We start from the raw sequence: 21,302 nt of genomic DNA, 5'->3' as shown, positions 1-21,302 counted from the left end.
GCGGAATGAAAGCCCAGATGTCACGTATGACGGTACCCGGTACAGGAGCACCCAGTCTCCAGAATGTGATCGCCCGCTTCGGCGGCGCCGATGCGGCGCGCGGCAAGCCACCGGTCCATTTGTGGAATCCGCCGTTTTGCGGCGAAATCGACATGCGCATCGCCCGGGATGGCAGCTGGCATTACATGGGCTCGCCGATCCGCCGGCCGGCGCTGGTCAAGCTGTTTTCCGGCATTTTGCGGCGCGAACCGGATGGCAGTTACGTGCTGGTGACGCCGGTGGAGAAATGCGGCATCCGGGTCGACGACGCGCCTTTCCTCGCCGTGGAGATGACCGTGGACGGCACGGGAGACGACCGGCTGATCGCCTTCCGCACCAATGTCGACGATGTGGTGGCGCTGGATGCCGACCACCCGCTGCGGGTCGAGATCGACCCCGCAACCGGCGCGCCGTCGCCTTATATCCTGGTGCGCGACCGCCTCGAGGCGCTGATCGCCCGGGCGGTGTTCTACGATCTGGTCGACCTGGCCGAGGGCTACGAGGAAGACGGCCGGCGCCGCCTGGGCCTGCGCAGCGGCGGCCGGCGCTTCCTGCTGGGAGATGCGGAATGACTGCCCGCACCGTCATGGGCGCTGCCGCGACCGGCATCGCGACCATCGAGACGCTGCGCCACCGGCTGCAGCCGGTGCCGGCGCTCGACAGCGTGCCACGCGACTACACGGCGGCGCGCATGGGCGATTTCCAGCTCAATCCGAATTTCCGGCCGACCCGTAGCGGGCCGCTGATGCCGGCTGCCGTGCTGGTGCCGGTGGTGCATTACGGCGACGGCGAGCGGGTGATCCTGACCCGGCGCACGGCGCATCTGTCCAATCATGCCGGGCAGATCAGCTTCCCCGGCGGCCGGGTCGACGAGGCGGATATCGACGTGGCGGCGACGGCCCTGCGCGAGACGGAAGAGGAGATCGGCCTCGACCGCGATCACATCTCGGTGCTCGGCACGCTCGATCCTTACGTCACCGGCACCGGCTTCGTGGTGGTGCCGGTGGTCGGGCTGATTCGGCCGGGTTTCTCGCTCAACCTGCAGCAGCACGAGGTGGCCGAGGTCTTCGAGGTGCCCTTCGCCTTCCTGATGGACAGCCGCAATCACCAGCAGCACAAGGGCGTATTCAACGGCATTGAACGGCAGTGGTGGGCGATGCCCTACAATAATTATTACATCTGGGGCGCCACCGCCGGCATGCTGCGCAACCTGCACGACCTGCTGCATGCGGATCCCGATGCTGTGACGAATGCCGGGGCGACGGGATGAGCCGCGTCCTTGTCGAGCTGATGCCGCTGGCGCTGCCGTTCCTGCTCTATGGCCTGTACATCTGGCATCTGAAGCGCAACGGGCGCGACGGCCCGCGGGTGACGCCATGGTTCTGGCTGGCGGCCATCGGCATGACCCTGGTGATCGCCGGCATGATCATCGGCGGGCTGATCTTCGGCGAGGCGCCGGGCCAGTATGTGCCGGCGCGCTTCGAGAACGGCAAGATCATGCCGGGCCGGGTCAAATGAATACGACGCTGCCCGATAGCCTGCCCGAGAGCCTCCCTGGGCCGCTGCCCGACTGGATGGCGACGGCGGAAACCCGCCGGCTGTTCGCGGCGCTGGTCGCCGGCGGCGGTACGGCGCCGCGCTTCGTCGGCGGCTGCGTGCGCGACGCGATTCTCGGCCTGGCGCCGGCCGATATCGACCTAGCGACGCCGGAGACGCCGGAGGTGGTGGTGCGCCGGCTGCGGGCGGCCGGGCTGAAGGCGGTCCCGACCGGCATCGCCCATGGCACGGTCACCGCCGTGGTGCCGCCGGCGCTGTTCCAGATCACCACGCTGCGCCGCGACGTCGCCACCGACGGCCGCCATGCCGAGGTCGCCTTCGCCGCCGACGGCACGCCGGAAAGCTGGGCCGCCGATGCCCGCCGGCGCGACTTCACCATCAACGCGCTGTATGCCGATGCCGATGGCCGGCTGCATGATTTCACCGACGGCCGCGCCGACCTGGCGGCCGGCATCGTGCGCTTCATCGGCGATCCGGCGGCGCGCGTCACCGAGGATTACCTGCGGGTATTGCGGTTCTTCCGCTTCCACGCCCGGTTTGGTCGCGGCGCGCCTGATGCCGCGTCGCTTATGGCCTGCGCCGCCGCCGCCGCCGCTGGTCAACTCGCCCGGCTGTCGGGTGAACGGGTGCGCGACGAACTGCTGAAGATACTCGCGCTGCCGAATGCCGCCGAGGCCCTGGCGCTGATGAGCCAGGCCGGTGTGCTGGCTGCCCTGCTGCCCGATGCACGTTTCGACGCGATGGCGGTCGCGCGGCTTGTCGCACTGCAGCAACAGGTGGCCGCAGCCGGCGGCATCGAGCCCGAGGTCTGGCCGCGGCTTGCTCTGCTGTTCAGTCCGGCCGAAGCCGGCCGCGCCGATGCGGTCGCCGACCGGCTGAAGCTGTCGAACGCCCAGCGGCTGCGGCTCGACGGACTGCTGACGCCGCTGCCGCTCGACTGGGCCGCAGTTGCCGATGACGAGGCTTTCCGGCAGGCGCTCTATCGCCACGGCGCCGAGCGCTGCCGCGATCATGTGCTGCTCGCCGCCGTGGATGATCCGGCTCGCTATGCGCTGGCGCAACGGCGGCTGGCCGAGGCGACGGCTTGGCGGCGGCCGGTCTTCCCGGTGCGCGGCGCCGATCTGCTGGCGCTCGGCTTTCCGCCGAGCCCGACGATCAGCGGCGTGCTGAAGGAACTGGAAGCCTGGTGGGCCGCGGACGGCTTTCGCGCCGACCGCGAAACCTGTCTGCAGCGCCTGCAGATGCAGGATGCGGCAGAAGCCGATGACGGCGCCGACAGCACGCGCTGAAAGCGCTGAGGCCTGTTTAATTATCTGAAATTTATGGGGATTTTTCGATGTTCCGCCGATGGGGCGGGATGGGACCGCAATCTGTTGCTGGTCCTGAGCCGGTCCTGTTCAGTGCTCCACGCTCAAGTATTCGCCGTGGATACTTCAACCGACCCTCAGAAAGAACTCGAGCTCCACGTCGGCGCCGTAAACCCGGTCGTCGATGTGGAGCTCGAGGCCGAACGCTTACTTACTTCTTCTTGGCGGCCTTCTTCTTGGCAGCCTTCTTCTTGGCCTTCGGTGCCTTCTTGGCCTTCACAGCCTTCTTGGCGACCTTCTTGACGGCCTTCTTCACGGTCTTCTTGGCGGCCTTCTTCTTAGCAGCCTTTTTCTTCGCAGCAGCCATGTTCTCCTCCATGGATAAATGCGGTTCACACCGCAACGAAGTTTCGAGAAATGTTTCTCGAACAAGCGTATCTGTAGCACAACGCTGCAGTATTAACCACTAAATCTTGCGTGCGCTTAAAAAATTGTTAAAAGCGTGTCCGCTTTGCCCCACTGAATGGGGATTTGCTCGAACGAAAAAGCATCGCTCAAGTAAAACGTGCGCCGTGACTATGCGATGCTTGAGAAAATCATCAGCGTGCGCGAAGCCGCATGAATACTGGTGATTCCGGCTATGGCCATTTCACGCTCGGCGGCAGCGACATGAGGATCGCATCGGTGTTGCCGCCGGTCTTCAGACCGAAAGTCGTGCCGCGATCGTAGAGCAGATTGAACTCCACATAGCGGCCGCGACGGACCAGTTGATGCTCCCTTTCGGCCTCGCTCCACGAATCATTTTGGTGTCGGCGGACGATTTTCGGGTAGGTCGCGAGGAACGATTCGCCGACCGCCCGGGTGAAAGCAAAATCGGTTTCCCAGTCGCCCGTCGCATGACGGTCGAAGAAGATTCCACCGACGCCGCGGGGCTCGTTCCGGTGCGGCAGGAAGAAGTAGTCGTCGCACCACGCCTTGAAGCGCGGGTAGTAGGCGGCATCGAAACCGTCACAGGCCGCCTGCAGCGCCGCATGGAAGGTCGCGGTATCCGCCGCATCGGGAACCATCGGTGTCAGGTCGGCGCCGCCGCCGAACCACGCTTCGCGGGTGACGATGAAGCGGGTGTTCATGTGCACCGCAGGCACCTTCGGCGACTGCATGTGGGCGACCAGCGAGATGCCCGAGGCCCAGAAGCGGCCATCCGCGTCGGCACCGGGAATCTGCTTGCGGAACTCCGGGGTGAATTCGCCATGCACGGTGGAAACATTGACGCCGACTTTCTCGAACACCCGGCCATGCATCACGCTCATCACGCCGCCGCCGCCGCCGGGCCGCTCCCAGCTCTTGCGTTCGAAGCGGCCGGCGGGCCGGTCGGCGAGCGGGCCGGTCTGCGCATCCTCGAGCGCCTCGAAGGCGGTGCAGATCCGGTCGCGCAACGCTTCGAACCAGGTTTTCGCGCGCTGCTGGCGTTCAGCAAGATTGGCGGCGAGGGGCGTATCGGTCATGGTCTCGGCGGTCCTTGTTCCGCGGGGCGGGGAAAGGCCTGCAACTGGCGCAGGGCCTCGCCCAATACCATGGCGGCCGCCGTCGCGACATTGATAGAGCGCAGGCCGGGCTTCAGTGGAACGGCAAGCCGCGCGTCGGCGGCGTCATGCACATGAGCCGGCACGCCGGCGCTCTCGCGGCCGAGCAGCAGGATGTCGCCGGCGGCAAAGCGGAACTCTGTATAGGGAACGGAACTGCGGGTGGTCAGCAGCAGCAGCCGGCCGGCCGGTCGCTCGGCCTGGAACTGCTGCCAGCTGTCATGGCGGTGGATTTCGGCATGCTCCAGGTAATCCATCGCGCTGCGGCGGACGACCTGGACGGAAAACGGGAAGCCGCAGGGCTCGATCACATGGACCGGGGTTTCCAGGCAGGCGCCGAGGCGCAGAATCGTGCCCAGGTTCGGGGGGATGTCGGGTTCGAAGAGGGCAAGACGCATGGGGAACCAGGAGCCAGAGAAGGATGTTGCATTTTTCGCGGTTTCCCGAGACGATTCCAACGACAAGAGGCCTGCGGCAACCTGTCGCATGCCGCGACCGAAATGCTGGACTTCGTCAACATATAGTGAGAAATATCCCTCTCGTTTCCAGGACCTTATTCTTCGAGGGGGCTATGGCAGGGACAGCGACCCACAAGGCCGGCACGGCCGAACCGAACCGTCGCGACTTTATTGTCATCGCGGCGGGCGCGTTCGGCGCAGTAGGCGCGGCGGCCGCGGTATGGCCGTTTATCGATCAGATGAATCCGTCGGCGGATGTTTTGGCGCTGTCGAGCACCGAGGTGGATCTCAGCCAGATCGCCGAAGGCCAGATCGTCACCATCCTGTGGCGCGGCAAGCCGGTTTTCGTCGACCATCGCACCGCGGCGGAAATCGCCGAAGCCCGCAAGGACGATACGGCTGACCTGCGCGACCCGCAGAAGGATGCCGACCGCGTCCAGAAGGCGGAGTGGCTGGTCACCATCGGCATCTGCACCCATCTGGGCTGCGTGCCGCTCGGCCATCAGGGTGAATATGGCGGCTGGTTCTGCCCGTGCCACGGTTCGGTCTACGATACCTCGGGACGCATCCGCAAAGGTCCGGCGCCGAAGAATCTCGAGATTCCGCCGTATACCTTCGTCAACGATACCCGCATTCGCATCGGCTGAGGATACGAACCGATGGCTGACAATACTTCCGGTTTCATGAACAACTCGGTCGTCAAGTGGATCGAATACCGCCTGCCGGTGTTCTCCACCCTCGACCATATGGTCGGTTCGCAGTATCCGACCCCGAAAAACCTGAATTACTGGTGGAACTTCGGCTCGCTGGCCGGCCTCTGCCTGGTGATCCAGATCGTCACCGGCATCGTGCTGGTGATGCACTACACGCCGCATATCTCGATGGCCTTCGACTCCGTCGAGCACATCATGCGCGATGTGAACTACGGCTGGCTGCTGCGCTACATGCACGCCAACGGCGCATCGATGTTCTTCATCGCCGTCTACATCCACATCTTCCGTGGCCTCTACTACGGCTCCTACAAGGCGCCGCGCGAGCTGCTGTGGTTCCTTGGCCTGGCTATCTTCCTGCTGATGATGGCGACCGCCTTCATGGGTTACGTGCTGCCGTGGGGCCAGATGAGTTTCTGGGGCGCCACCGTCATCACCAACCTGTTCTCGGCTTTCCCGGGTGTTGGTGAGCCGATCGTGAAGTGGCTGTGGGGCGGTTTCGCCATCGGCAACCCGACGCTGAACCGGTTCTTCTCGCTGCATTACCTGCTGCCGTTCGTCATCGTCGGCGTGGTGATCCTGCACATCCTGGCCCTGCACCAGCATGGCTCGAACAATCCGAAGGGCATCGACACCAAGGGCCCGCAGGACCGCATCCCGTTCCATCCCTACTACACGATCAAGGATGCGGTAGGCGTCGGCTTTTTCCTGCTGTTCTTCGCGGTGATCCTGTTCTACCTGCCGAACGCGCTGGGCCATGCCGACAACTACATTCCGGCCAATCCGCTGGTGACTCCGCCGCATATCGTGCCGGAATGGTACTTCCTGCCGTTCTACGCGATCCTGCGTTCGGTGCCGGACATCCTGTTCATCCCGGCCAAGCTGGCCGGCGTGCTGGCCATGTTCGGGTCGATCCTGATCCTGTTCCTGCTGCCCTGGCTGGATACCAGCAAGGTACGCTCGGCCAAGTTCCGGCCGATCTACAAGCAGCTGTTCTGGGTCTTCCTGCTCTGCTGCGTCGGCCTGTGGTATGCCGGTGGCCGTCCGCCGGAAGGTCTGGCACTGATGATCGGCCGCATCTGCACGGTCTATTACTTCGTGCATTTCCTCATCCTGATGCCGCTGGTCGGCTGGTTCGAAAAGCCGCTCAAGCTGCCGGCATCGATCAGCGAACCCGTGCTGGCCGGAAACAAGTCGTAAGGCGGGGGACCAGAGAATGAAAACCATGATCAAGCGTGCGGCCCTCGTCGCCGCCCTGGCCCTTGGCGTCGTGGCCCCGGCATTCGCCGCGGAAGGCGAGGTCGAGCTGCCCAAGCTCGACTGGAGCTTCAACGGCGTGTTCGGCACCTACGACCGGGCGCAGCTGCAGCGCGGCTACAAGGTGTACAAGGAGGTCTGTTCCTCCTGTCACAGCATGAAGTACATCGCCTTCCGCAACCTTGGCGACATTGGCTACAACGAAGCCCAGGTGAAGGCGCTGGCCGCCGGCTACCAGATCACCGACGGCCCGAACGACGATGGCGAGATGTTCCAGCGTCCGGGGCTGCCGTCGGATATCTTCCCGGCGCCGTTCGCCAACGAGAAGGCGGCCCGGGCTGCCAACGGCGGCGCCTATCCGCCGGACCTGTCGCTGCTGGCCAAGGCCCGCGAGGGCGGTCCGAACTACATCCATGCGATCCTGACCGGCTATGTCGACGCGCCGGCGGATTTCACGGTCGCCGAGGGCAAGAGCTACAACAAGTATTTCCCCGGCTACAACATCTCGATGCCGAAGCCGCTGAGCGACGATCAGGTGACCTTCGATGACGGCACCAAGTCGACGCTGGACCAGCAGGCCACCGACGTCGCCGCCTTCCTGATGTGGACGGCGGAGCCGAAGCTTGAGGAGCGCCATCGCATGGGCTTCAAGGTCATCATCTTCCTGGTGGTGCTGACCGGCCTGTTCATTGCCGCCAAGAAGCGCATCTGGCGCGACGTGCACTGACCGTCGCCCGTTCACCGAACCGGAAAAGGCCGCCGTTCCGGCGGCCTTTTTTGTTGCGCCCCGACAGGCGGTTTGCTTAAGTCGCGCGGCATTTTCCGGCCGGTCCAGAGTCCCGGTTTCGAACCACAGCGGAGCAGCAGCGATGGCGTCGAAGGCAAAGAAGACAGCCCGCAAGGCGAAGACGCCGGTCGCAAAACCGGCGGCAAAATCCAGGACGAAGGCCAAGGTCGCGAAGGCGAAGCCGCGCCGCCGGGCCGAAGGCGCCAGCGCGGCCGCTGCCGGCATCGCACGCGCCGCCGCCCGTTCGGTGCGCGGCGCCGCGAAGCCGGCCGCCGGCATCGCGAAGCCGCATGTGGCAAAGCCGGGCGATCCGGTGCGCATCGGCGTGCTGGGCGGCAGCGGCATCTACGGCATGGCCGGGCTGAAGAACACCAAATGGCGCAAGGTTGCCACGCCGTGGGGCGATCCGTCCGACGAACTGCTGTTCGGCACGCTCGGCGCGGCCGAACTGGTTTTCCTGCCGCGCCATGGCCGCGGCCATGTGCATTCGCCGTCGGAAGTGAATTACCGCGCCAACATCGACGCGCTGAAGCGGGTCGGCTGCAGCGACGTGATCTCGGTCTCGGCCTGCGGCTCGTTCAAGGAAGCGCTGGCGCCGGGTACCTTCGTGATCGTCGACCAGTTCATCGACCGCACCTTCATGCGGCAGAAAAGCTTCTTCGGCACCGGACTGGTGGCCCATGTCTCGGCGGCGCATCCGGTCTGCTGCCGGCTCGGCGATGCGCTTGAGGCGGCGGCTTCCGAGGCCGGCATCACCGCGCAGCGTGGCGGCACGTATCTGTGCATGGAAGGCCCGCAGTTCTCGACCCAGGCGGAAAGCTTCCTCTACAAGAGCTGGGGCTGCGACGTCATCGGCATGACCAATGCGCCGGAAGCCAAGCTCGCCCGCGAGGCCGAGCTCTGCTATGCCTCGGTCGCCATGGTCACCGACTATGACTGCTGGCACCCGGACCACGACCATGTCGACGTGGCGGCCGTGATCCGTGTGCTGCTGGAAAATGCCGAAAAGGGCCAGGCCCTGGTTGCCAAAGCCGTGCCGCATCTGCAGCACCGGCCGGGCCATTGCCAGAAGGGCTGCAACCACGCGCTCGACAATGCACTGATCACCGCGCCGGAACGGCGCGATCCCGCGCTCATGCGCAAGCTCGATGCGGTCGCCGGCCGCATTCTCAGGGCCTGATACAGGAAGGATTGCTGACAGCCATGCAGGGGATCAAGGACAAGATCCGGTCCATCCCGGATTATCCGAAGCCGGGCATCATTTTCCGCGACATCACCACCTTGCTGCAGGACGCCCGCGGCTTCCGCAAGACCGTCGACGAGATGGTGCAGCCGTTTGCCGGCACCCGCATCGACAAGGTGGTGGGCATCGAGGCGCGCGGCTTCATTCTTGGCGGCGCGCTGGCGCACCAGCTGTCGATCGGCTTCGTGCCGGTCCGCAAGCGCGGCAAGCTGCCCTACAAGACGCTGGCCCAGGAATACCAGCTCGAATACGGCACGGACTCGATGGAGATCCATATCGACGCGATCCAGCCGGGCGAGCAGGTGCTGATCGTCGACGACCTGATCGCCACCGGCGGCACCGCCGAAGCGGCGATCAAGCTGATCCGCGCCCACAAGGGCGTGGTGGTCGGCTGTTCGTTCATCATCGACCTGCCGGAACTCGGCGGCCGCAAGCGTCTTGAGGCGCTCGACGTCAAGGTGCTCAGCCTCTGCGAGTTCGAGGGCCACTGAGCCGAGGGGGGCTGAGCGGGCGGTTGCCATGGCGCATCATCTGACCGGACTGGATCACACGCTGCTGGCGACGGCCGATCTCGAGGCCGCCCGCGAGACCTGGCGCAAGCTCGGTTTCACGCTGACGCCGCGCGGCCGCCATGTCGGCTGGGCGACCGGCAACTACTGCATCATGTTCCCGCGGAATTACGTCGAGCTGCTCGGCATCGCCGAACCGGGTGGCTTCACCGCCGGGCTGGAAGAGATGCTGGCGACGCGCGGCGAGGGCGTGCACAAGGTGGTGCTCGGCACCGACGACGCCGTGCAGGCGCGCGCCTCGCTGGTGGCGGCCGGTTTCGCGCCGTCGGAGCCGCAGAGCCTGTCGCGCGCGCTGGAACTGCCGGAGGGCACGGTGATGCCGGCCTTCACCCTGGTGCATCTGCCGCCGGAAGCAACGCCGCAGCTGTCGATGTTCATCTGCCAGCATCTGACGCCGGAACTGGTGCGCCGCCCGGACTGGCTGCTGCACCCGAACGGCGCCGAGCGGCTGGCCGGCGTGGTGGTGGTGGTCGACGATCCGGTGGCGCTGGAGCAGCCTTACGAGCGCCTGCTGGGCGCCGGCAATGCCATCCGCACCGACCGCATGCTGACCGTGCGGGCCGGCAACGAGACCATCCTGTTCGTCACGCCCGACGATCTCGATACCCTGTTTCCCGACCTCGACCATGCCGAAAAGCCGACGCCCTATGTCGCCGGCATGCGGTTCCGCGTGCACAATCCGGCCGCCGCCGCGGCGTTCTTCGCCGCCTCGGGCGCCGACCATGTCCTCAGCCTCGACGGCACCGTGCTGGTGCCGGCCGCGGCCGCGCATGGCTGTTTCCTGGAATTCACCAGCCGGGCCTGAGCCCGGCCGCCGCCTGCATCTTTGCCGTCTGCATCCTTACAGGCAGGCCTCGAAGAAGCCGAGGGTGCGGCGCCGTGCAATGGTCGCCGCGGTGGCGTCATAGACGCCGCGCTGGTCGCAGTTGAAGCCGTGATCGGCGTCGTAGACATGGGTGGTGATGGTCGGGTGCTTGGCCTTCATCTGGTCGGCCAGACTGGCCGGGATCATCGAATCCCTGGCGCCGAAATGCAGCAGCGACGGGCAGAGCGGCGCGCGGTCGGCCAGTTCCGCCCAGGGGCCGCCGTAATAGCCGACCGCAGCCGACAGCCCGGCAATCGTGGCGCCGGCCATCCAGGTGACGCCGCCGCCATAGCAGTAGCCGACGGTACCGACCCGGCCGGCGGAGCTTGCGGCCGCCACGGCGGTACCGACATCCTGCATGCACGCGTCCCACGTCATCTTGCCGCGCAGGTCGCGGCCGCGGGCGACGTCGTCGCCGGTATAGCCGAGATAGACGCCGCGCTCGACGCGGTCGAACAGGCCGGGCGCCACGCAGTAATAGCCGTCGGCGGCATAGCCGTCGCAGACCGCGCGGATATGGCCGTTGATGCCGAAGATCTCCTGGATCACGACGATGCCACCCTTCGGCGCGCCCTTGGGCTCGGCGATATAGGCTTCGAAACGATGGCCGTCGGCGGCAGTCAGGTTAGTGATGCTGCCCATGATCAAATCATCCCTGGCTTGGTGGCGGATTGCGGAAACGCATGATGCCGATGCTGGTGAACGACATCACCAGCTCGTCGTTCTGGTTGAAGGCTTCGGTGCGGAAACGGGCCGAGCCGATGCCGGGCCGGCTTTTCGACGGCGTCTTGTCCAGGCAGGTCATGCGGGCGCGGATGGTATCGCCCGGCCGCACCGGGCGCAGCCAGACCAGGTCGTCGAAACCGGGCGAGCCGAGGCTGGCCTCAAGATCGATGGCGGCATCGACCATCAGTCGCATCACGGTCGATGCCGTATGCCAGCCGGAGGCGATCAGGCCGCCGAAATTGCTTTTCTCCGCGGCTTCCGGGTCGGTGTGGAACGGCTGCGGATCGAACTGGCGGGCGAAGGCGATGATCGCGTCTTCCGTGAAGGTCTTTCCTGCGGTCTCGCGCGACTGCCCGACCACGATATCCTCGAAATACTGCATGCCGGCCGCCCCCTTACGTCCGATCCTGCGCCGCGTCCTGCGGGCGGCGGCGGTACATGCCCTTGCCGGTCATGGTCAGCACCGGCTCGCCCTTCTGGTTGCGCAGCTCGTAGCGGGTGGTCACCACGCCACGGTCGGGCTTGGACTGCGAGGGCCGCACCGCCAGCACCTCGCCGCGCAGGTGCAGGGTGTCGCCGGGGAAGACCGGCTTCAGCCAGCGCAGCTGGTCGACGCCGGGCGAGCCCATCGAGGCATACTGGCCGATCATGTGGTCGACCATCAGGCGCATCATCATGCCGATGGTGTGCCAGCCGGATGCACAGAGGCCGCCGAACAGCGACTGCTTGGCGGCCTCCTTGTCGAGATGGAAGGGCTGGGGATCGTAGGCGCGGGCGAAGGTGATGATCTCCTCCTCGCTGACCTGTCGCGGCGGAAACTCGGTTACCTGCCCGACAGCAATATCCTCCAGATATTTCATCTCTTCTCTTATGTATTGAAGCGGAAGTGCATGACGTCGCCATCCTGCACGATGTAGTCCTTGCCTTCCAGACGCAATTTGCCGGCATCGCGCGCACCGGCCTCGCCCTTGCCGGCGACATAGTCGGCATAGGCGATGGTCTCCGCGCGGATGAAGCCCTTCTCGAAATCGGTATGGATGACGCCGGCGGATTCAGGCGCCTTGGCGTTCTTGCGCACGGTCCAGGCGCGCGCTTCCTTGGGGCCGACGGTGAAGAAGGTGAGCAGGCCGAGCAGGCCATAGCCGGCGCGGATCACCCGGGTCAGGCCGGTCTCCTTCAGGCCGAGATCGGCCAGGAAAGCCTGCTTCTCCTCGTCGCTGTCGAGCTGGGCGACCTCGGCCTCGATGGCGGCCGAGATCACCACCATGGCGGCGCCCTCGGCATCGGCCTTGGCCTTCACCCGCGCCGAGAAGGCATTGCCCTCGGCCGCCGCGGCTTCCTCGACATTGCAGACGTAGAGCACCGGCTTGGCGGTGATCAGCATCAACTCCTGGTACAGTCGCTGCTCGTCCTCGGTCGGCTTCACCGTGCGGGCCGGCTTGCCGGCGCGCAAAGCCACCAGCACCTTTTCCATCACGGCGAGGCGGGCCTTTTCTTCCTCGTTACCCTGCTTGGCGCGCTTGGCGGTCTGCTCGGCGCGGCGTTCGAGGCTGTCGAGGTCGGACAGCATCAGCTCGGTCTCGACCGTCTCGGCATCGGCGATCGGATCGACCTTGCCCTCGACGTGGGTAATGTCGCCATCCTCGAAACAGCGCAGCACATGGCAGATCGCATCGACCTCGCGGATATGGGCGAGGAACTGGTTGCCGAGGCCTTCGCCTTTCGAGGCGCCGCGCACCAGGCCGGCGATGTCGACGAAGGTCAGCTGGGTCGGGATGATCTTCTGCGAGCCGGCGATCTTGGCCAGCACGTCGAGGCGCTCATCCGGCACGCCGACCAGGCCGGTGTTCGGCTCGATGGTGCAGAACGGATAATTCGCCGCCTGCGCTGCCGCCGTCTGCGTCAGCGCATTGAACAGGGTCGACTTGCCGACATTGGGAAGGCCGACGATGCCGCACTTGAAACCCATGTTACGCTTCCTTCGGTTTGATCGGTTTCGGCGGCTGCAGGATCAGCGCCACCCTGGTCATGAAGCCGGCATCGTCGCCGCGGGCCAGATAGCCGGCCTCGGCCGCGATGGCGTCGAGCAGCGGATCGAGCCAGTCATGCTCGTCGGCCGCAAAATTCTGCAACACATAGCCCAGCACGCGGTCCTTGCCCGGATGGCCGATGCCGATGCGCAGCCGGCGATAGGCCGGGCCGATCGCGGCATCCACCGAGCGCAGGCCGTTATGGCCGGCATGGCCGCCGCCGGTCTTCATGCGGATCTTGCCGGCGGCAAGGTCGAGTTCGTCATGCAGCACGACGACCTGCTGCGGCGGGATCTTGAAGAAATGCGCCGCTTCGCCGACCGACTTGCCCGACAGGTTCATGTAGGTCTGCGGCTTCAGGATCAGGGCCTTGGTGCCGTCGAGTACGCCTTCGGCAAGCTCACCCTGAAAGCGCTTGCGAAACGGCTGGAAATTGTGGCGTTCGGCGATGGCATCGACGGCCATGAAGCCGACATTGTGGCGCTGCCGCCTGTGCTCGGGGCCAGGATTGCCCAGTCCGACGAGAAGCAGCATGGCCGTTCAGCAATCCGCAGGAGGGCGGGGAGGGCCGGCGCACCAGTGGCGCGCCGGCCCGGACCGTTACTTCTTGGCGGCCGGTTTGGCAGCCGGCTTGGCGTCGGCAGCCTTGGCCCCGGCGGCCGGCGCCGCAGCGGCAGCAGCGGCAGGCGCAGCGGCAGCCGCCTCGGCGGCGACCAGCTTCTCGTCTTCCTTGGTCGGCGCGGCGATGGTCGCAACGGTGAAGTCGCGATCCTGGATCACCGGCTTGACGCCGCCCGGCAGCTCGAAAGCCGAGATGTGGATCGAGTGACCGATCTCCATGCCCGACAGGCTGATCGAGATGCTCTCCGGGATGCTCTCCGGCTGGCAGAAGAACTCGACCTCGTGGCGGACGATGTTCAGCACGCCGCCCTTCTTGATGCCCGGCGACTGGTCCTGCTCGGTGAAGTGCACCGGAATGAAGATGCGGACCCGCGAGCCCTTGCCGATGCGCTGGAAGTCGACGTGGATCGGCCGGTCGGAGACCGGGTCGAGCTGCACGTCGCGGGCCAGCACACGCTCGGCCTTGCCGCTGAACTCAACGGTGAACAGGCGCGAGAAGAAGTTGCCCTTGTTGAGCTCCTTCAGCAGTTCGCGGCTGTCGACTGAAATCAGTTCCGGGGTCTGCTTTTCGCCATAGATGACCCCCGGCACGCGACCCTTCAGTCGCGTTGCACGGGCGGTCCCCTTGCCGGCCCTCGACCTCGCCTCGGCGGCGATGGTAGTTGCGTCACGCATGATTGCGCTCCTTGCTAGATACGGCCCCGGCACCATGCCGGGTCCGTTTCCGGCGCCGGCCTCCAGGGGTGCCGCACGCCGAAACTCTGAAACTGTTAATCGAACAGGCTGGAGACCGAAGTCTCCTCGCTGATCCGTCGCATCGCCTCGCCGATCAGCGGCGCGATCGACACCTGGCGGATATTGCGCGCCAGGCGGACCGCTTCGGTCGCCAGGATCGAGTCGGTGATGACCAGGCCTTCGAGCTGGCTGGCGGTGACGCGGGCCACCGCGCCGCCCGACAGCACGCCGTGGCTGACATAGGCATAGACCGCCTTGGCGCCATGCTTCTTCAGCGCCTCGGCGGCGTTGCACAGCGTGCCGGCGGAATCGACGATATCGTCGACCAGGATACAGCGGCGGCCTTCGACGTCGCCGATGATGTTCATCACCTCGGACACGCCGGCGCGCTCGCGCCGCTTGTCGACGATGGCAAGGTCGGCATCGAGCCGCTTGGCGATGTTGCGGGCACGCACCACGCCGCCGCCGTCGGGCGACACCACCATCAGGTCGTCGCCCTGCAGATGCTGCTTGATATCTGCGGTCAGCACCGGAGCGGCCATCAGGTTGTCGGTCGGGATATCGAAGAAGCCCTGGATCTGGTCGGCATGCAGGTCCAGCGTCAGCACGCGGTTGGCGCCGGCAGCGGTGATCAGGTTGGCGACCAGCTTGGCCGAGATCGGCGTGCGCGGGCCCGGCTTGCGGTCCTGGCGGGCATAGCCGAAATAGGGCAGCACGGCGGTGATGCGGCGCGCCGACGAGCGCTTCAGCGCATCGATGCAGACCAGCAGCTCCATCAGGTGATCGTTGGCCGGATACGAGGTCGACTGGATGACGAAGACGTCCTCGCCGCGCACGTTCTCGTGGATCTCGACAAAGACTTCCATGTCGGAGAACCGGCGCACGCTGGCCTTGGCGAGCGGAACGGACAGATACGCCGCAATGGCTTCCGCCAGCGGACGGTTGGAGTTACCCGCCAAAACTTTCATAACTGCGCTCTGTGGATGCCGGACCGGGGGGAGAAATCGGGCGGGACTATAGCCGCCGGGGCCCCACCTGTAAACCGTGAAAAATCAAGAAATATCAGGACTTTGGCGGTTTGGCGGACGGCGGCGCGGTCAGCCCGGGCGAGGGGCTGTCGGTACGGCGCTGGCGGTCGAGAATCTCGGTGATTCCCTGCCAGCCGCCCTGGGCGATGACATGGGCGGTGCGGCCCCAGATTCCGTCGAGCTGGCCCTTGGGGATGCGGTTGGTCTGGCGGACCTGGCCGAGCCGGTTGCCATCGGTCCCCAGCAGGGCCCATTCGATGGCGACCCGCTCGGAATCGGCGGTATCCGACCAGACCTTGACGGTGCAGGAGATCAGGTAATCCGCCCTGGCCGGGTCGGCCACCGGCGGCCGGTTCGACAGGATCAGCATTTCCCGCATCGCCTGGCGCAGGCTCTTGTTGCCGTCGCCCGGCGCCCCGTCGCACTCCAGCACCGCCAGCTTCTTGCCGGCGCTGCCATAGAGCGATTCCGGCAGGTCGGGCTGCAGGGCCGGGCCGATCACCGCGGCGATGGCTTCGGCGACCTGCTTGCGGTCGGCGGGTTCGGCGGAAGCGGTGGCCTTTTCGAGGGCATGGCGCAGCGGCTGCGGCGCCCCCGCCTTGGCCTGCTTGCCGCCCTTGTCGAGTCGCCAGCGCCAGCTGGGGCCGCCGGCCGGCGGATTCCGATCCAGGCTGATGACAAGCTCGGACGACAGCGCATTGCGATAGGTCGCGGTGGCCGGGATGTCCTGGTCGTCCAGTGCGGCGGCGATGGCCTCCGCCATCAGCCGGCCCTGGTCTTCCGGCAGGCCTTCCAGCGGCGGCACGAATACGCTCGATTCGCCGATCGGCAGCGCCAGCGGGCTGACGCTTGCGCCCTTGGCCTCCGGCCGGAACGGCTGCGGCAGCGGCTGGCAGGCCGCAAGGCCGAGAGCGGCAACGACAAGGGCGGGCAGGAATTTAACCGAGAACACAGCTCACCATCATTCCGAGGAGGAAAATCGCCACGAACAGGAACAGATGCGGCATTCCAGCATGTCTCCGCGACGGAATCTGTTACCGCGGCAACACAATCGCCGAAATCTGCCGGCCGTAATCCGGCTCGCCGGCCAGGGTGGTGCGGCGATAGCTGAAAAACCGCGCCGGGTCCGAACAGGTGTCGAGGCCGAGATCCTCGGCGGCGACCTCCGCCCGCTGCAGCCGCTGCATCACATAGCCCGGCAGGTCGAACTGCCAATGGCCATCGCGGCGTCCGGCGGCGAAGAAGGCGGCATTGCCGGCATCGGTCTCAAGGAAGGTGGCGCGGAAGGGATCGCTGATCTCGTAGGATTTCTGGTGGATGGTCGGTCCGACGGCGGCACGGATGCGGGCGCGCCGGGCGCCCAGCTTTTCCATCGCCTCGATCATGGCGTCGGTGATGCCGGCCAGCGCGCCGCGCCAGCCGGCGTGGCAGGCGCCGATCACGCCGGCGGCGGGGTCGGCGAACAGCACCGGTGTGCAGTCGGCCGCCAGCACGCCGAGCGCGATGCCCGGCCGGTCGGTCACCAGGCCATCGGCCTTCGGTCGCGAGGCCGGATCGTGATCGGCGCCGACGGTGATGACCGCGCGGCTATGGATCTGATAGAGCGACGCCACCGCATCGGCGCCGATGGCGGTGGCGACACGACGGCGGTTTTCCGCCACCGCAGCCGGATCGTCGCCCGAGCCGGCACCGCAGTTGAGCGATCCGTAGATGCCGCCCGAGACGCCGCCCTGGCGGGTGAAAAAGCCATGCGCCAGCGGCGCCAGGCCGGCCGCGGTGAGCGGGGCGGGCAGGCTGGTCGACGAGACGGCATGGAGACTGGCGGTCATGCGAATCCTGCGGGGACAAATCCTGCGGAGGACGGGGAGGCGGCCGGCGTCAGCGCCAGCACCTTGAACAGCGTGCCCATCTCTTCCGGTGCGGTCAACCGATGCAGGTCGCGGTCGATATCGGCGCCCTTGCCGGGCGCGGCGTGCGCTTTCAGCTTTTCGGCGCGCATCGCGATGCCCAGCGCCTGCAGGAAGGCGCCCTGGCCGCGCGGCCCGTGCACCGTGGCGCCGGCATGGCGGGCGGCACGGTCCACCGAGACGAAATCGACATGGGCGGTGAGGTCGGCCATGCCGGGCTCAGCAAACGGATCGGTATAGGCATGGCGGAAGACCGCCTGCAGCGTCTCGCCGAAGCCGGGCTTGTCATAGCCGTAATCGACGAACAGGGCCGCGCCACCCTGATCGCGCAGGCGGGCCGCGACTTCGCCGGTCACGGCGCGCACGGCGGGACTCGATTCGACGATCACGCCATGCGGCGCGTCGCGCAACTCGGGCGGCAGCAGGTCCTCGAAGGGCAGGCTGCGCGGATCGAGCACGAAGCGCAGCGTCTGGCCGTCGTCAGCGAGGCCGACGCGGCGCTCGTGCCAGCCGTCGTCATCGCCGCGCTGGAACTGGCGCACCGGCAGGGCATCGAGGAATTCGTTGGCCAGCACGATCAGCGGTGCGTCTTTCGGCAGGCCGGCGACATCGTCATGCCAGGCGATGGCCTCGTCCGCCAGCGCCTCGCGCTGCACCCCGCGCAGCCGTTCCGAGGCCTCGACCAGCAGGGGTTGTACCGCAGCCCGAAAGGCCGGCAGCGCACGGGCGGCGCGCAGGGCGTCGCGCATCAGCGTGCCGCGGCCCGGCCCCAGTTCGACAAGGTAACAGCGCGCCGGCGCGCCGAGCTTCTGCCAGATATCCGCGGCCCACAGGCCGAGCAGTTCGCCGAACATCTGGCTGATTTCCGGCGCGGTGGTGAAATCGCCGCCCAGCCCGATCGCCTCGCGTGTGCGGTAATAGCCGTGTTCTGGATGCAGCAGGCAGTCGGCCATGAAGGCGGCGACGGTGATCGGCCCCTCGGCGGCGATGCGCTGCCGCAGCAGCGGGAGCAGCGGCGCGTCTACGCGCGCGACCGGCGGCTTGCCCACCAGACCACTCCCAGGCCGAGCAGCACCATCGGCAGCGACAGCCATTGTCCCATCGTGGTGCCGCCGACCAGATAGCCGATCTGCGCATCCGGCTGGCGGAACAGTTCGCCGACGATGCGTGCCACGCCGTAGCCGGCGAGGAACAGGCCGGAGATCACGCCCGGGCGGTCCATCGCCTTCGTGGTCCAGCGCAGGACGTTGAGCAGCAGGAACAGGATCACGCCTTCCATCGCCGCCTGGTACAGCTGGCTCGGGTGGCGCGGCTCCGGGCCGCCGCCGGGGAACACCATGGCCCAGGGCACATCGTAGGCGACGCGGCCCCAGAGTTCGCCGTTGATGAAATTGGCGATGCGGCCGAAGAACAGTCCGACCGGGGTGACGCAGGCGATGATGTCGGTAAACGCAAAGAAGGGAAGGCGCAGCCAGCGGCAATAGACCACCATGGCGATGATCACGCCGAGCATGCCGCCGTGGAACGACATGCCGCCATGCCAGACCTCGAACATCTCGAGCGGATGCTGCAGGTAATAGTCGAGATTGTAGAACAGTACATAGCCGCTGCGGCCGCCGAGCACGACGCCGAGCGTCGCCCACAGCAGGAAGCCGTCGACCTGCTGCGGCGTGACCGGACTGCCCCAGCGCCCGGCGATCTTCATGGCCAGCCGCCAGCCGATCACCAGGCCGGCGATATAGGCGAGCGCATACCAGCGCACGGCGAAGGGTCCGATGGCAAAGGCGACCGGATTCATCACCGGGAAGGCCAGCACCGGCAGGGTGGACAGGAACAGCATCAGGCGGCACCGCCGTCGTTGTCCTCGCCGGCGCCGCCCTGGTCGTCGGGGCGCGGGCGCAGGGTCGGGAAGGCGATGACTTCGCGGATGGTCGGCGAGTTGGTCAGCAGCATGACCAGCCGGTCGATGCCGATCCCTAAGCCCCCCATCGGCATCATGCCGGCCGACTGGGCGCGCAGGAAATCCTCGTCGATGCGATGCGCCTCGTCGTCGCCGCCGTCGCGCTGGCTCTGCTGGTCCTCGAAGCGGGCACGCTGTTCCTGCGGATCGGCCAGCTCGGAAAACGCATTGGCGATTTCCCAGGTGTTGCAGAAGGTCTCGAAGCGTTCGGCGATCGCCGGATTGGCATGGTTCGCCTTGGCCAGCGGCGAGATCGCCTTGGGCAGGGCCACAACATGGGTCGGCTGGATCAGGTTCGGCTCGACGAAATGCTCGAAGCAGGCCTCGACCACCTTGCCCCAGCTGGCGCCCGGCGCGATGTCGACACCGGCCTGCTTCGCCGCGTCGCGTGCCTGCGCGTCGTCAAGGCCTTCCAGCTTGACCTTGCCGTGTTCCTCGATCAGGCCGAGCATGGTGGCGCGGCGGAACGGCGGCGTGAAGTCGATCTCGTGGTCGCCGAAGGTCACCCTGGTGCTACCGGTGGCGATGATGGCGGCCTGCGCGATGGTGCGCTCGGCGATGTCCATCATGTCCTCGTAGTCGGCATAGGCCTGGTAGAGTTCCATGGTGGTGAATTCGGGATTGTGCCGCGGCGAGATGCCCTCGTTGCGGAAGCAGCGGTTGATCTCGAACACCTTCTCGCTCAGCCCGCCGATCACCAGCCGCTTGAGATGCAGCTCCGGCGCGATGCGCATGTAGAGCGGAATGTCGAGCGCGTTGTGGTGGGTTTCGAACGGCTTGGCGATGGCGCCGCCGGGGATACTGTGCAGCATCGGCGTCTCGACTTCGAGGAAGCCTTCACCGTTGAGGAACTGGCGCACCGCCTGGATGACGCGGAAACGCGTGCGCAGGGTGGCGCGGCTCTCCTCGTTGCCGATCAGGTCGTATTCGCGGTGGCGATAGCGCTGCTCGACGTTCTTCAGGCCGTGCCATTTCTCCGGCGGCGGCTCCAGCGCCTTGGCCAGCACCACGATGTCCCGGCTGTCGACGGTGATCTCGCCGCGCTTGGTGCGCCGCACGGTGCCGCGCACGCCGATGATGTCGCCGAGATCGAGCGCTTTCAGCACCGGGGCGAGGCGGCCCTGCACGTCTTCCTTGGCGGTATAGACCTGCAGCTTGACGGTGTCGTCGACCAGATCGATGAACATGCCGCTGTTGCGGATCGCCATGACGCGGCCGGCCACCGCCACCGTATCCTCGGTGCGCTCGTCGGGCTGCAGATGGGCATAGGCCCCATGCACCGCGGCGTTCTTGTGCGATTTGGGGAATTTCGGCGCGTTATAGGGATCGAGGCCGAGCTGGCGCAGTTGCAGCAGCTTGGCTTCACGGTTGGCGCGTTCGCCGGCGGCGGTGCTGTCGGTTGCTGCCGGGGCAGTCTTGTCGGTCTGCTGGGTCACGGTCAATTTCTGGCGATAAAACGGGATGTTGGGGGCGGACCCTAGCATCCGCCCCCCGGCTTTCCAACACTTCCGGGTGCGGCGACGGAGCGGCGTTGCGTCGCGGATTCCTGCGGATTGCCGGTCCTGACGCTTGCGGTGACGGGAGGGGATGTCCATATCGGATCGGACAGCTGCTTTCCGGAGTCGTGCCATGCAGACCGACAACCGCCTTCTCGACGATCTCGCCCGCCTTGCCACCGGCGCCATGGGCGCCCTGCAGGGTGCCAGGGGCGAGGTCGAACAGGCCGTCCGCCAGCGCCTGGAACGGGCGCTCGCCGACATGGACCTGGTCAGCCGCGAGGAATTCGAGACGGTGAAGGCGATGGCGGCGGTGGCCCGCGAGGAGAATATCCGGCTCGCCGAGCGCCTCGCGGCGCTGGAGGCGAAACTGGGCAGCCAAGGCTGAAGCAGAGCTAAAGCCGGGTCTATCCACAGCTTTTCA

The 21,302-nt window shown here is 66.5% G+C and carries 26 protein-coding genes; 11 read left to right on the top strand and 15 right to left on the bottom strand.

Annotation, left to right across the window (positions count from 1 at the left end):
* Positions 1–26 precede the first annotated feature (26 nt).
* Genes ACFOOQ_RS20250 through ACFOOQ_RS20235 form a run of 4 tightly spaced genes read left to right on the top strand, consistent with a single transcriptional unit; the run spans position 27 to position 2,885 of the window.
* The gene (locus tag ACFOOQ_RS20250; RefSeq protein WP_379729512.1) at positions 27–611 is read left to right on the top strand and encodes a DUF1285 domain-containing protein; all 585 of its coding nucleotides are present in this window, start codon (positions 27–29) and stop codon (positions 609–611) included.
* The gene (locus tag ACFOOQ_RS20245) at positions 608–1,309 is read left to right on the top strand and encodes a CoA pyrophosphatase (RefSeq protein WP_379729511.1); all 702 of its coding nucleotides are present in this window, start codon (positions 608–610) and stop codon (positions 1,307–1,309) included. Before ACFOOQ_RS20250 ends, ACFOOQ_RS20245 begins: the two co-directional genes overlap by 4 nt.
* Positions 1,306–1,557 carry a DUF6111 family protein gene (locus ACFOOQ_RS20240; protein WP_379729510.1) on the top strand — a complete coding sequence of 84 codons (252 nt, stop codon included), beginning with the start codon at positions 1,306–1,308 and terminating at the stop codon, positions 1,555–1,557. Before ACFOOQ_RS20245 ends, ACFOOQ_RS20240 begins: the two co-directional genes overlap by 4 nt.
* A complete protein-coding gene (locus ACFOOQ_RS20235; RefSeq protein ID WP_379729509.1) occupies positions 1,554–2,885 on the top strand; it encodes a CCA tRNA nucleotidyltransferase in 1,332 nt (443 codons plus the stop codon). The genes ACFOOQ_RS20240 and ACFOOQ_RS20235 overlap by 4 nt, the downstream gene beginning before the upstream one ends.
* 229 nt (positions 2,886–3,114) lie before the next feature.
* On the opposite strand, the gene ACFOOQ_RS20230 is transcribed toward ACFOOQ_RS20235, so the two are convergent.
* The 3 genes from ACFOOQ_RS20230 to ACFOOQ_RS20220 form a co-directional block, all read right to left on the bottom strand.
* Positions 3,115–3,270: a hypothetical protein gene (locus ACFOOQ_RS20230; protein ID WP_379729508.1), complete on the bottom strand. Its 156-nt coding sequence runs from the start codon at positions 3,268–3,270 to the stop codon at positions 3,115–3,117.
* A gap of 271 nt (positions 3,271–3,541) precedes the next feature.
* Entirely contained in the window at positions 3,542–4,408 is an 867-nt protein-coding gene (gene hemF / locus ACFOOQ_RS20225; protein WP_379729507.1) for an oxygen-dependent coproporphyrinogen oxidase, read from the bottom strand.
* Positions 4,405–4,884, bottom strand: coding sequence for a tRNA (cytidine(34)-2'-O)-methyltransferase (locus ACFOOQ_RS20220; RefSeq protein WP_379729505.1), 480 nt, complete (start codon positions 4,882–4,884; stop codon positions 4,405–4,407). The genes hemF and ACFOOQ_RS20220 overlap by 4 nt, the downstream gene beginning before the upstream one ends.
* 173 nt (positions 4,885–5,057) lie before the next feature.
* Between ACFOOQ_RS20220 and petA the strand changes: the two genes are divergently transcribed.
* The 6 genes from petA to ACFOOQ_RS20190 all read left to right on the top strand — a co-directional run bounded on the left by petA (position 5,058) and on the right by ACFOOQ_RS20190 (position 10,315).
* On the top strand, positions 5,058–5,591 hold the full coding sequence (gene petA, locus ACFOOQ_RS20215; protein ID WP_379729504.1) for a ubiquinol-cytochrome c reductase iron-sulfur subunit: 534 nt from the start codon (positions 5,058–5,060) through the stop codon (positions 5,589–5,591).
* A gap of 12 nt (positions 5,592–5,603) precedes the next feature.
* Positions 5,604–6,854: a cytochrome b gene (locus ACFOOQ_RS20210; RefSeq protein WP_379729502.1), complete on the top strand. Its 1,251-nt coding sequence runs from the start codon at positions 5,604–5,606 to the stop codon at positions 6,852–6,854.
* A 25-nt stretch (positions 6,855–6,879) separates the two neighbouring features.
* A complete protein-coding gene (locus tag ACFOOQ_RS20205; RefSeq protein ID WP_449265826.1) occupies positions 6,880–7,638 on the top strand; it encodes a cytochrome c1 in 759 nt (252 codons plus the stop codon).
* A 142-nt stretch (positions 7,639–7,780) separates the two neighbouring features.
* Positions 7,781–8,878, top strand: coding sequence for an S-methyl-5'-thioadenosine phosphorylase (locus ACFOOQ_RS20200; protein ID WP_379729499.1), 1,098 nt, complete (start codon positions 7,781–7,783; stop codon positions 8,876–8,878).
* A gap of 23 nt (positions 8,879–8,901) precedes the next feature.
* Entirely contained in the window at positions 8,902–9,432 is a 531-nt protein-coding gene (locus ACFOOQ_RS20195; RefSeq protein WP_379729498.1) for an adenine phosphoribosyltransferase, read from the top strand.
* Between the two features lie 28 nt (positions 9,433–9,460).
* Positions 9,461–10,315, top strand: a complete 855-nt coding sequence (locus tag ACFOOQ_RS20190; protein WP_379729497.1) for a VOC family protein — start codon at positions 9,461–9,463, stop codon at positions 10,313–10,315.
* Positions 10,316–10,351: 36 nt separating this feature from the next.
* Here ACFOOQ_RS20190 and ACFOOQ_RS20185 read toward each other — a convergent pair whose 3' ends face one another.
* The 12 genes from ACFOOQ_RS20185 to lysS all read right to left on the bottom strand — a co-directional run bounded on the left by ACFOOQ_RS20185 (position 10,352) and on the right by lysS (position 20,818).
* A complete protein-coding gene (locus tag ACFOOQ_RS20185; RefSeq protein WP_379729496.1) occupies positions 10,352–11,017 on the bottom strand; it encodes a dienelactone hydrolase family protein in 666 nt (221 codons plus the stop codon).
* 7 nt (positions 11,018–11,024) lie between these two features.
* The gene (locus tag ACFOOQ_RS20180) at positions 11,025–11,483 is read right to left on the bottom strand and encodes a MaoC family dehydratase (protein WP_379729495.1); all 459 of its coding nucleotides are present in this window, start codon (positions 11,481–11,483) and stop codon (positions 11,025–11,027) included.
* Between the two features lie 13 nt (positions 11,484–11,496).
* A complete protein-coding gene (locus ACFOOQ_RS20175) occupies positions 11,497–11,961 on the bottom strand; it encodes a MaoC family dehydratase (protein WP_379729494.1) in 465 nt (154 codons plus the stop codon).
* 8 nt (positions 11,962–11,969) lie between these two features.
* Positions 11,970–13,070, bottom strand: a complete 1,101-nt coding sequence (gene ychF, locus ACFOOQ_RS20170) for a redox-regulated ATPase YchF (protein WP_379729493.1) — start codon at positions 13,068–13,070, stop codon at positions 11,970–11,972.
* A 1-nt stretch (position 13,071) separates the two neighbouring features.
* Positions 13,072–13,665: an aminoacyl-tRNA hydrolase gene (gene pth, locus ACFOOQ_RS20165; protein ID WP_379729492.1), complete on the bottom strand. Its 594-nt coding sequence runs from the start codon at positions 13,663–13,665 to the stop codon at positions 13,072–13,074.
* A 66-nt stretch (positions 13,666–13,731) separates the two neighbouring features.
* The gene (locus ACFOOQ_RS20160; protein ID WP_379729491.1) at positions 13,732–14,427 is read right to left on the bottom strand and encodes a 50S ribosomal protein L25/general stress protein Ctc; all 696 of its coding nucleotides are present in this window, start codon (positions 14,425–14,427) and stop codon (positions 13,732–13,734) included.
* A 95-nt stretch (positions 14,428–14,522) separates the two neighbouring features.
* Positions 14,523–15,455: a ribose-phosphate pyrophosphokinase gene (locus ACFOOQ_RS20155; protein ID WP_379729490.1), complete on the bottom strand. Its 933-nt coding sequence runs from the start codon at positions 15,453–15,455 to the stop codon at positions 14,523–14,525.
* Positions 15,456–15,549: 94 nt separating this feature from the next.
* Positions 15,550–16,467, bottom strand: a complete 918-nt coding sequence (locus ACFOOQ_RS20150; RefSeq protein WP_379729489.1) for a hypothetical protein — start codon at positions 16,465–16,467, stop codon at positions 15,550–15,552.
* 82 nt (positions 16,468–16,549) lie between these two features.
* Complete coding sequence (gene pgeF, locus ACFOOQ_RS20145) at positions 16,550–17,344, bottom strand: peptidoglycan editing factor PgeF (RefSeq protein ID WP_379729488.1); 795 nt, start codon at positions 17,342–17,344, stop codon at positions 16,550–16,552.
* Positions 17,341–18,471, bottom strand: a complete 1,131-nt coding sequence (locus ACFOOQ_RS20140; RefSeq protein WP_379729487.1) for a class I SAM-dependent methyltransferase — start codon at positions 18,469–18,471, stop codon at positions 17,341–17,343. Before ACFOOQ_RS20140 ends, pgeF begins: the two co-directional genes overlap by 4 nt.
* Positions 18,444–19,262 (bottom strand): prolipoprotein diacylglyceryl transferase, encoded by an 819-nt coding sequence (gene lgt, locus ACFOOQ_RS20135; protein WP_379729486.1) that lies wholly within the window; start codon positions 19,260–19,262, stop codon positions 18,444–18,446. Before lgt ends, ACFOOQ_RS20140 begins: the two co-directional genes overlap by 28 nt.
* Positions 19,262–20,818 (bottom strand): lysine--tRNA ligase, encoded by a 1,557-nt coding sequence (lysS, locus tag ACFOOQ_RS20130; RefSeq protein ID WP_379729485.1) that lies wholly within the window; start codon positions 20,816–20,818, stop codon positions 19,262–19,264. The genes lgt and lysS overlap by 1 nt, the downstream gene beginning before the upstream one ends.
* Before the next feature lie 193 nt (positions 20,819–21,011).
* Here lysS and ACFOOQ_RS20125 point away from each other — a divergent pair, with 193 nt between their 5' ends.
* Positions 21,012–21,266 (top strand): accessory factor UbiK family protein, encoded by a 255-nt coding sequence (locus tag ACFOOQ_RS20125; protein WP_379729484.1) that lies wholly within the window; start codon positions 21,012–21,014, stop codon positions 21,264–21,266.
* Positions 21,267–21,302 lie beyond the last annotated feature (36 nt).

The organism is Ferrovibrio xuzhouensis, from assembly GCF_042648965.1.
Taxonomy (GTDB): Bacteria; Pseudomonadota; Alphaproteobacteria; order Ferrovibrionales; family Ferrovibrionaceae; genus Ferrovibrio; species Ferrovibrio xuzhouensis.
Note: the sequence above shows the minus strand (reverse complement) of the source record. Positions and strands in the feature narration are given on the sequence as shown.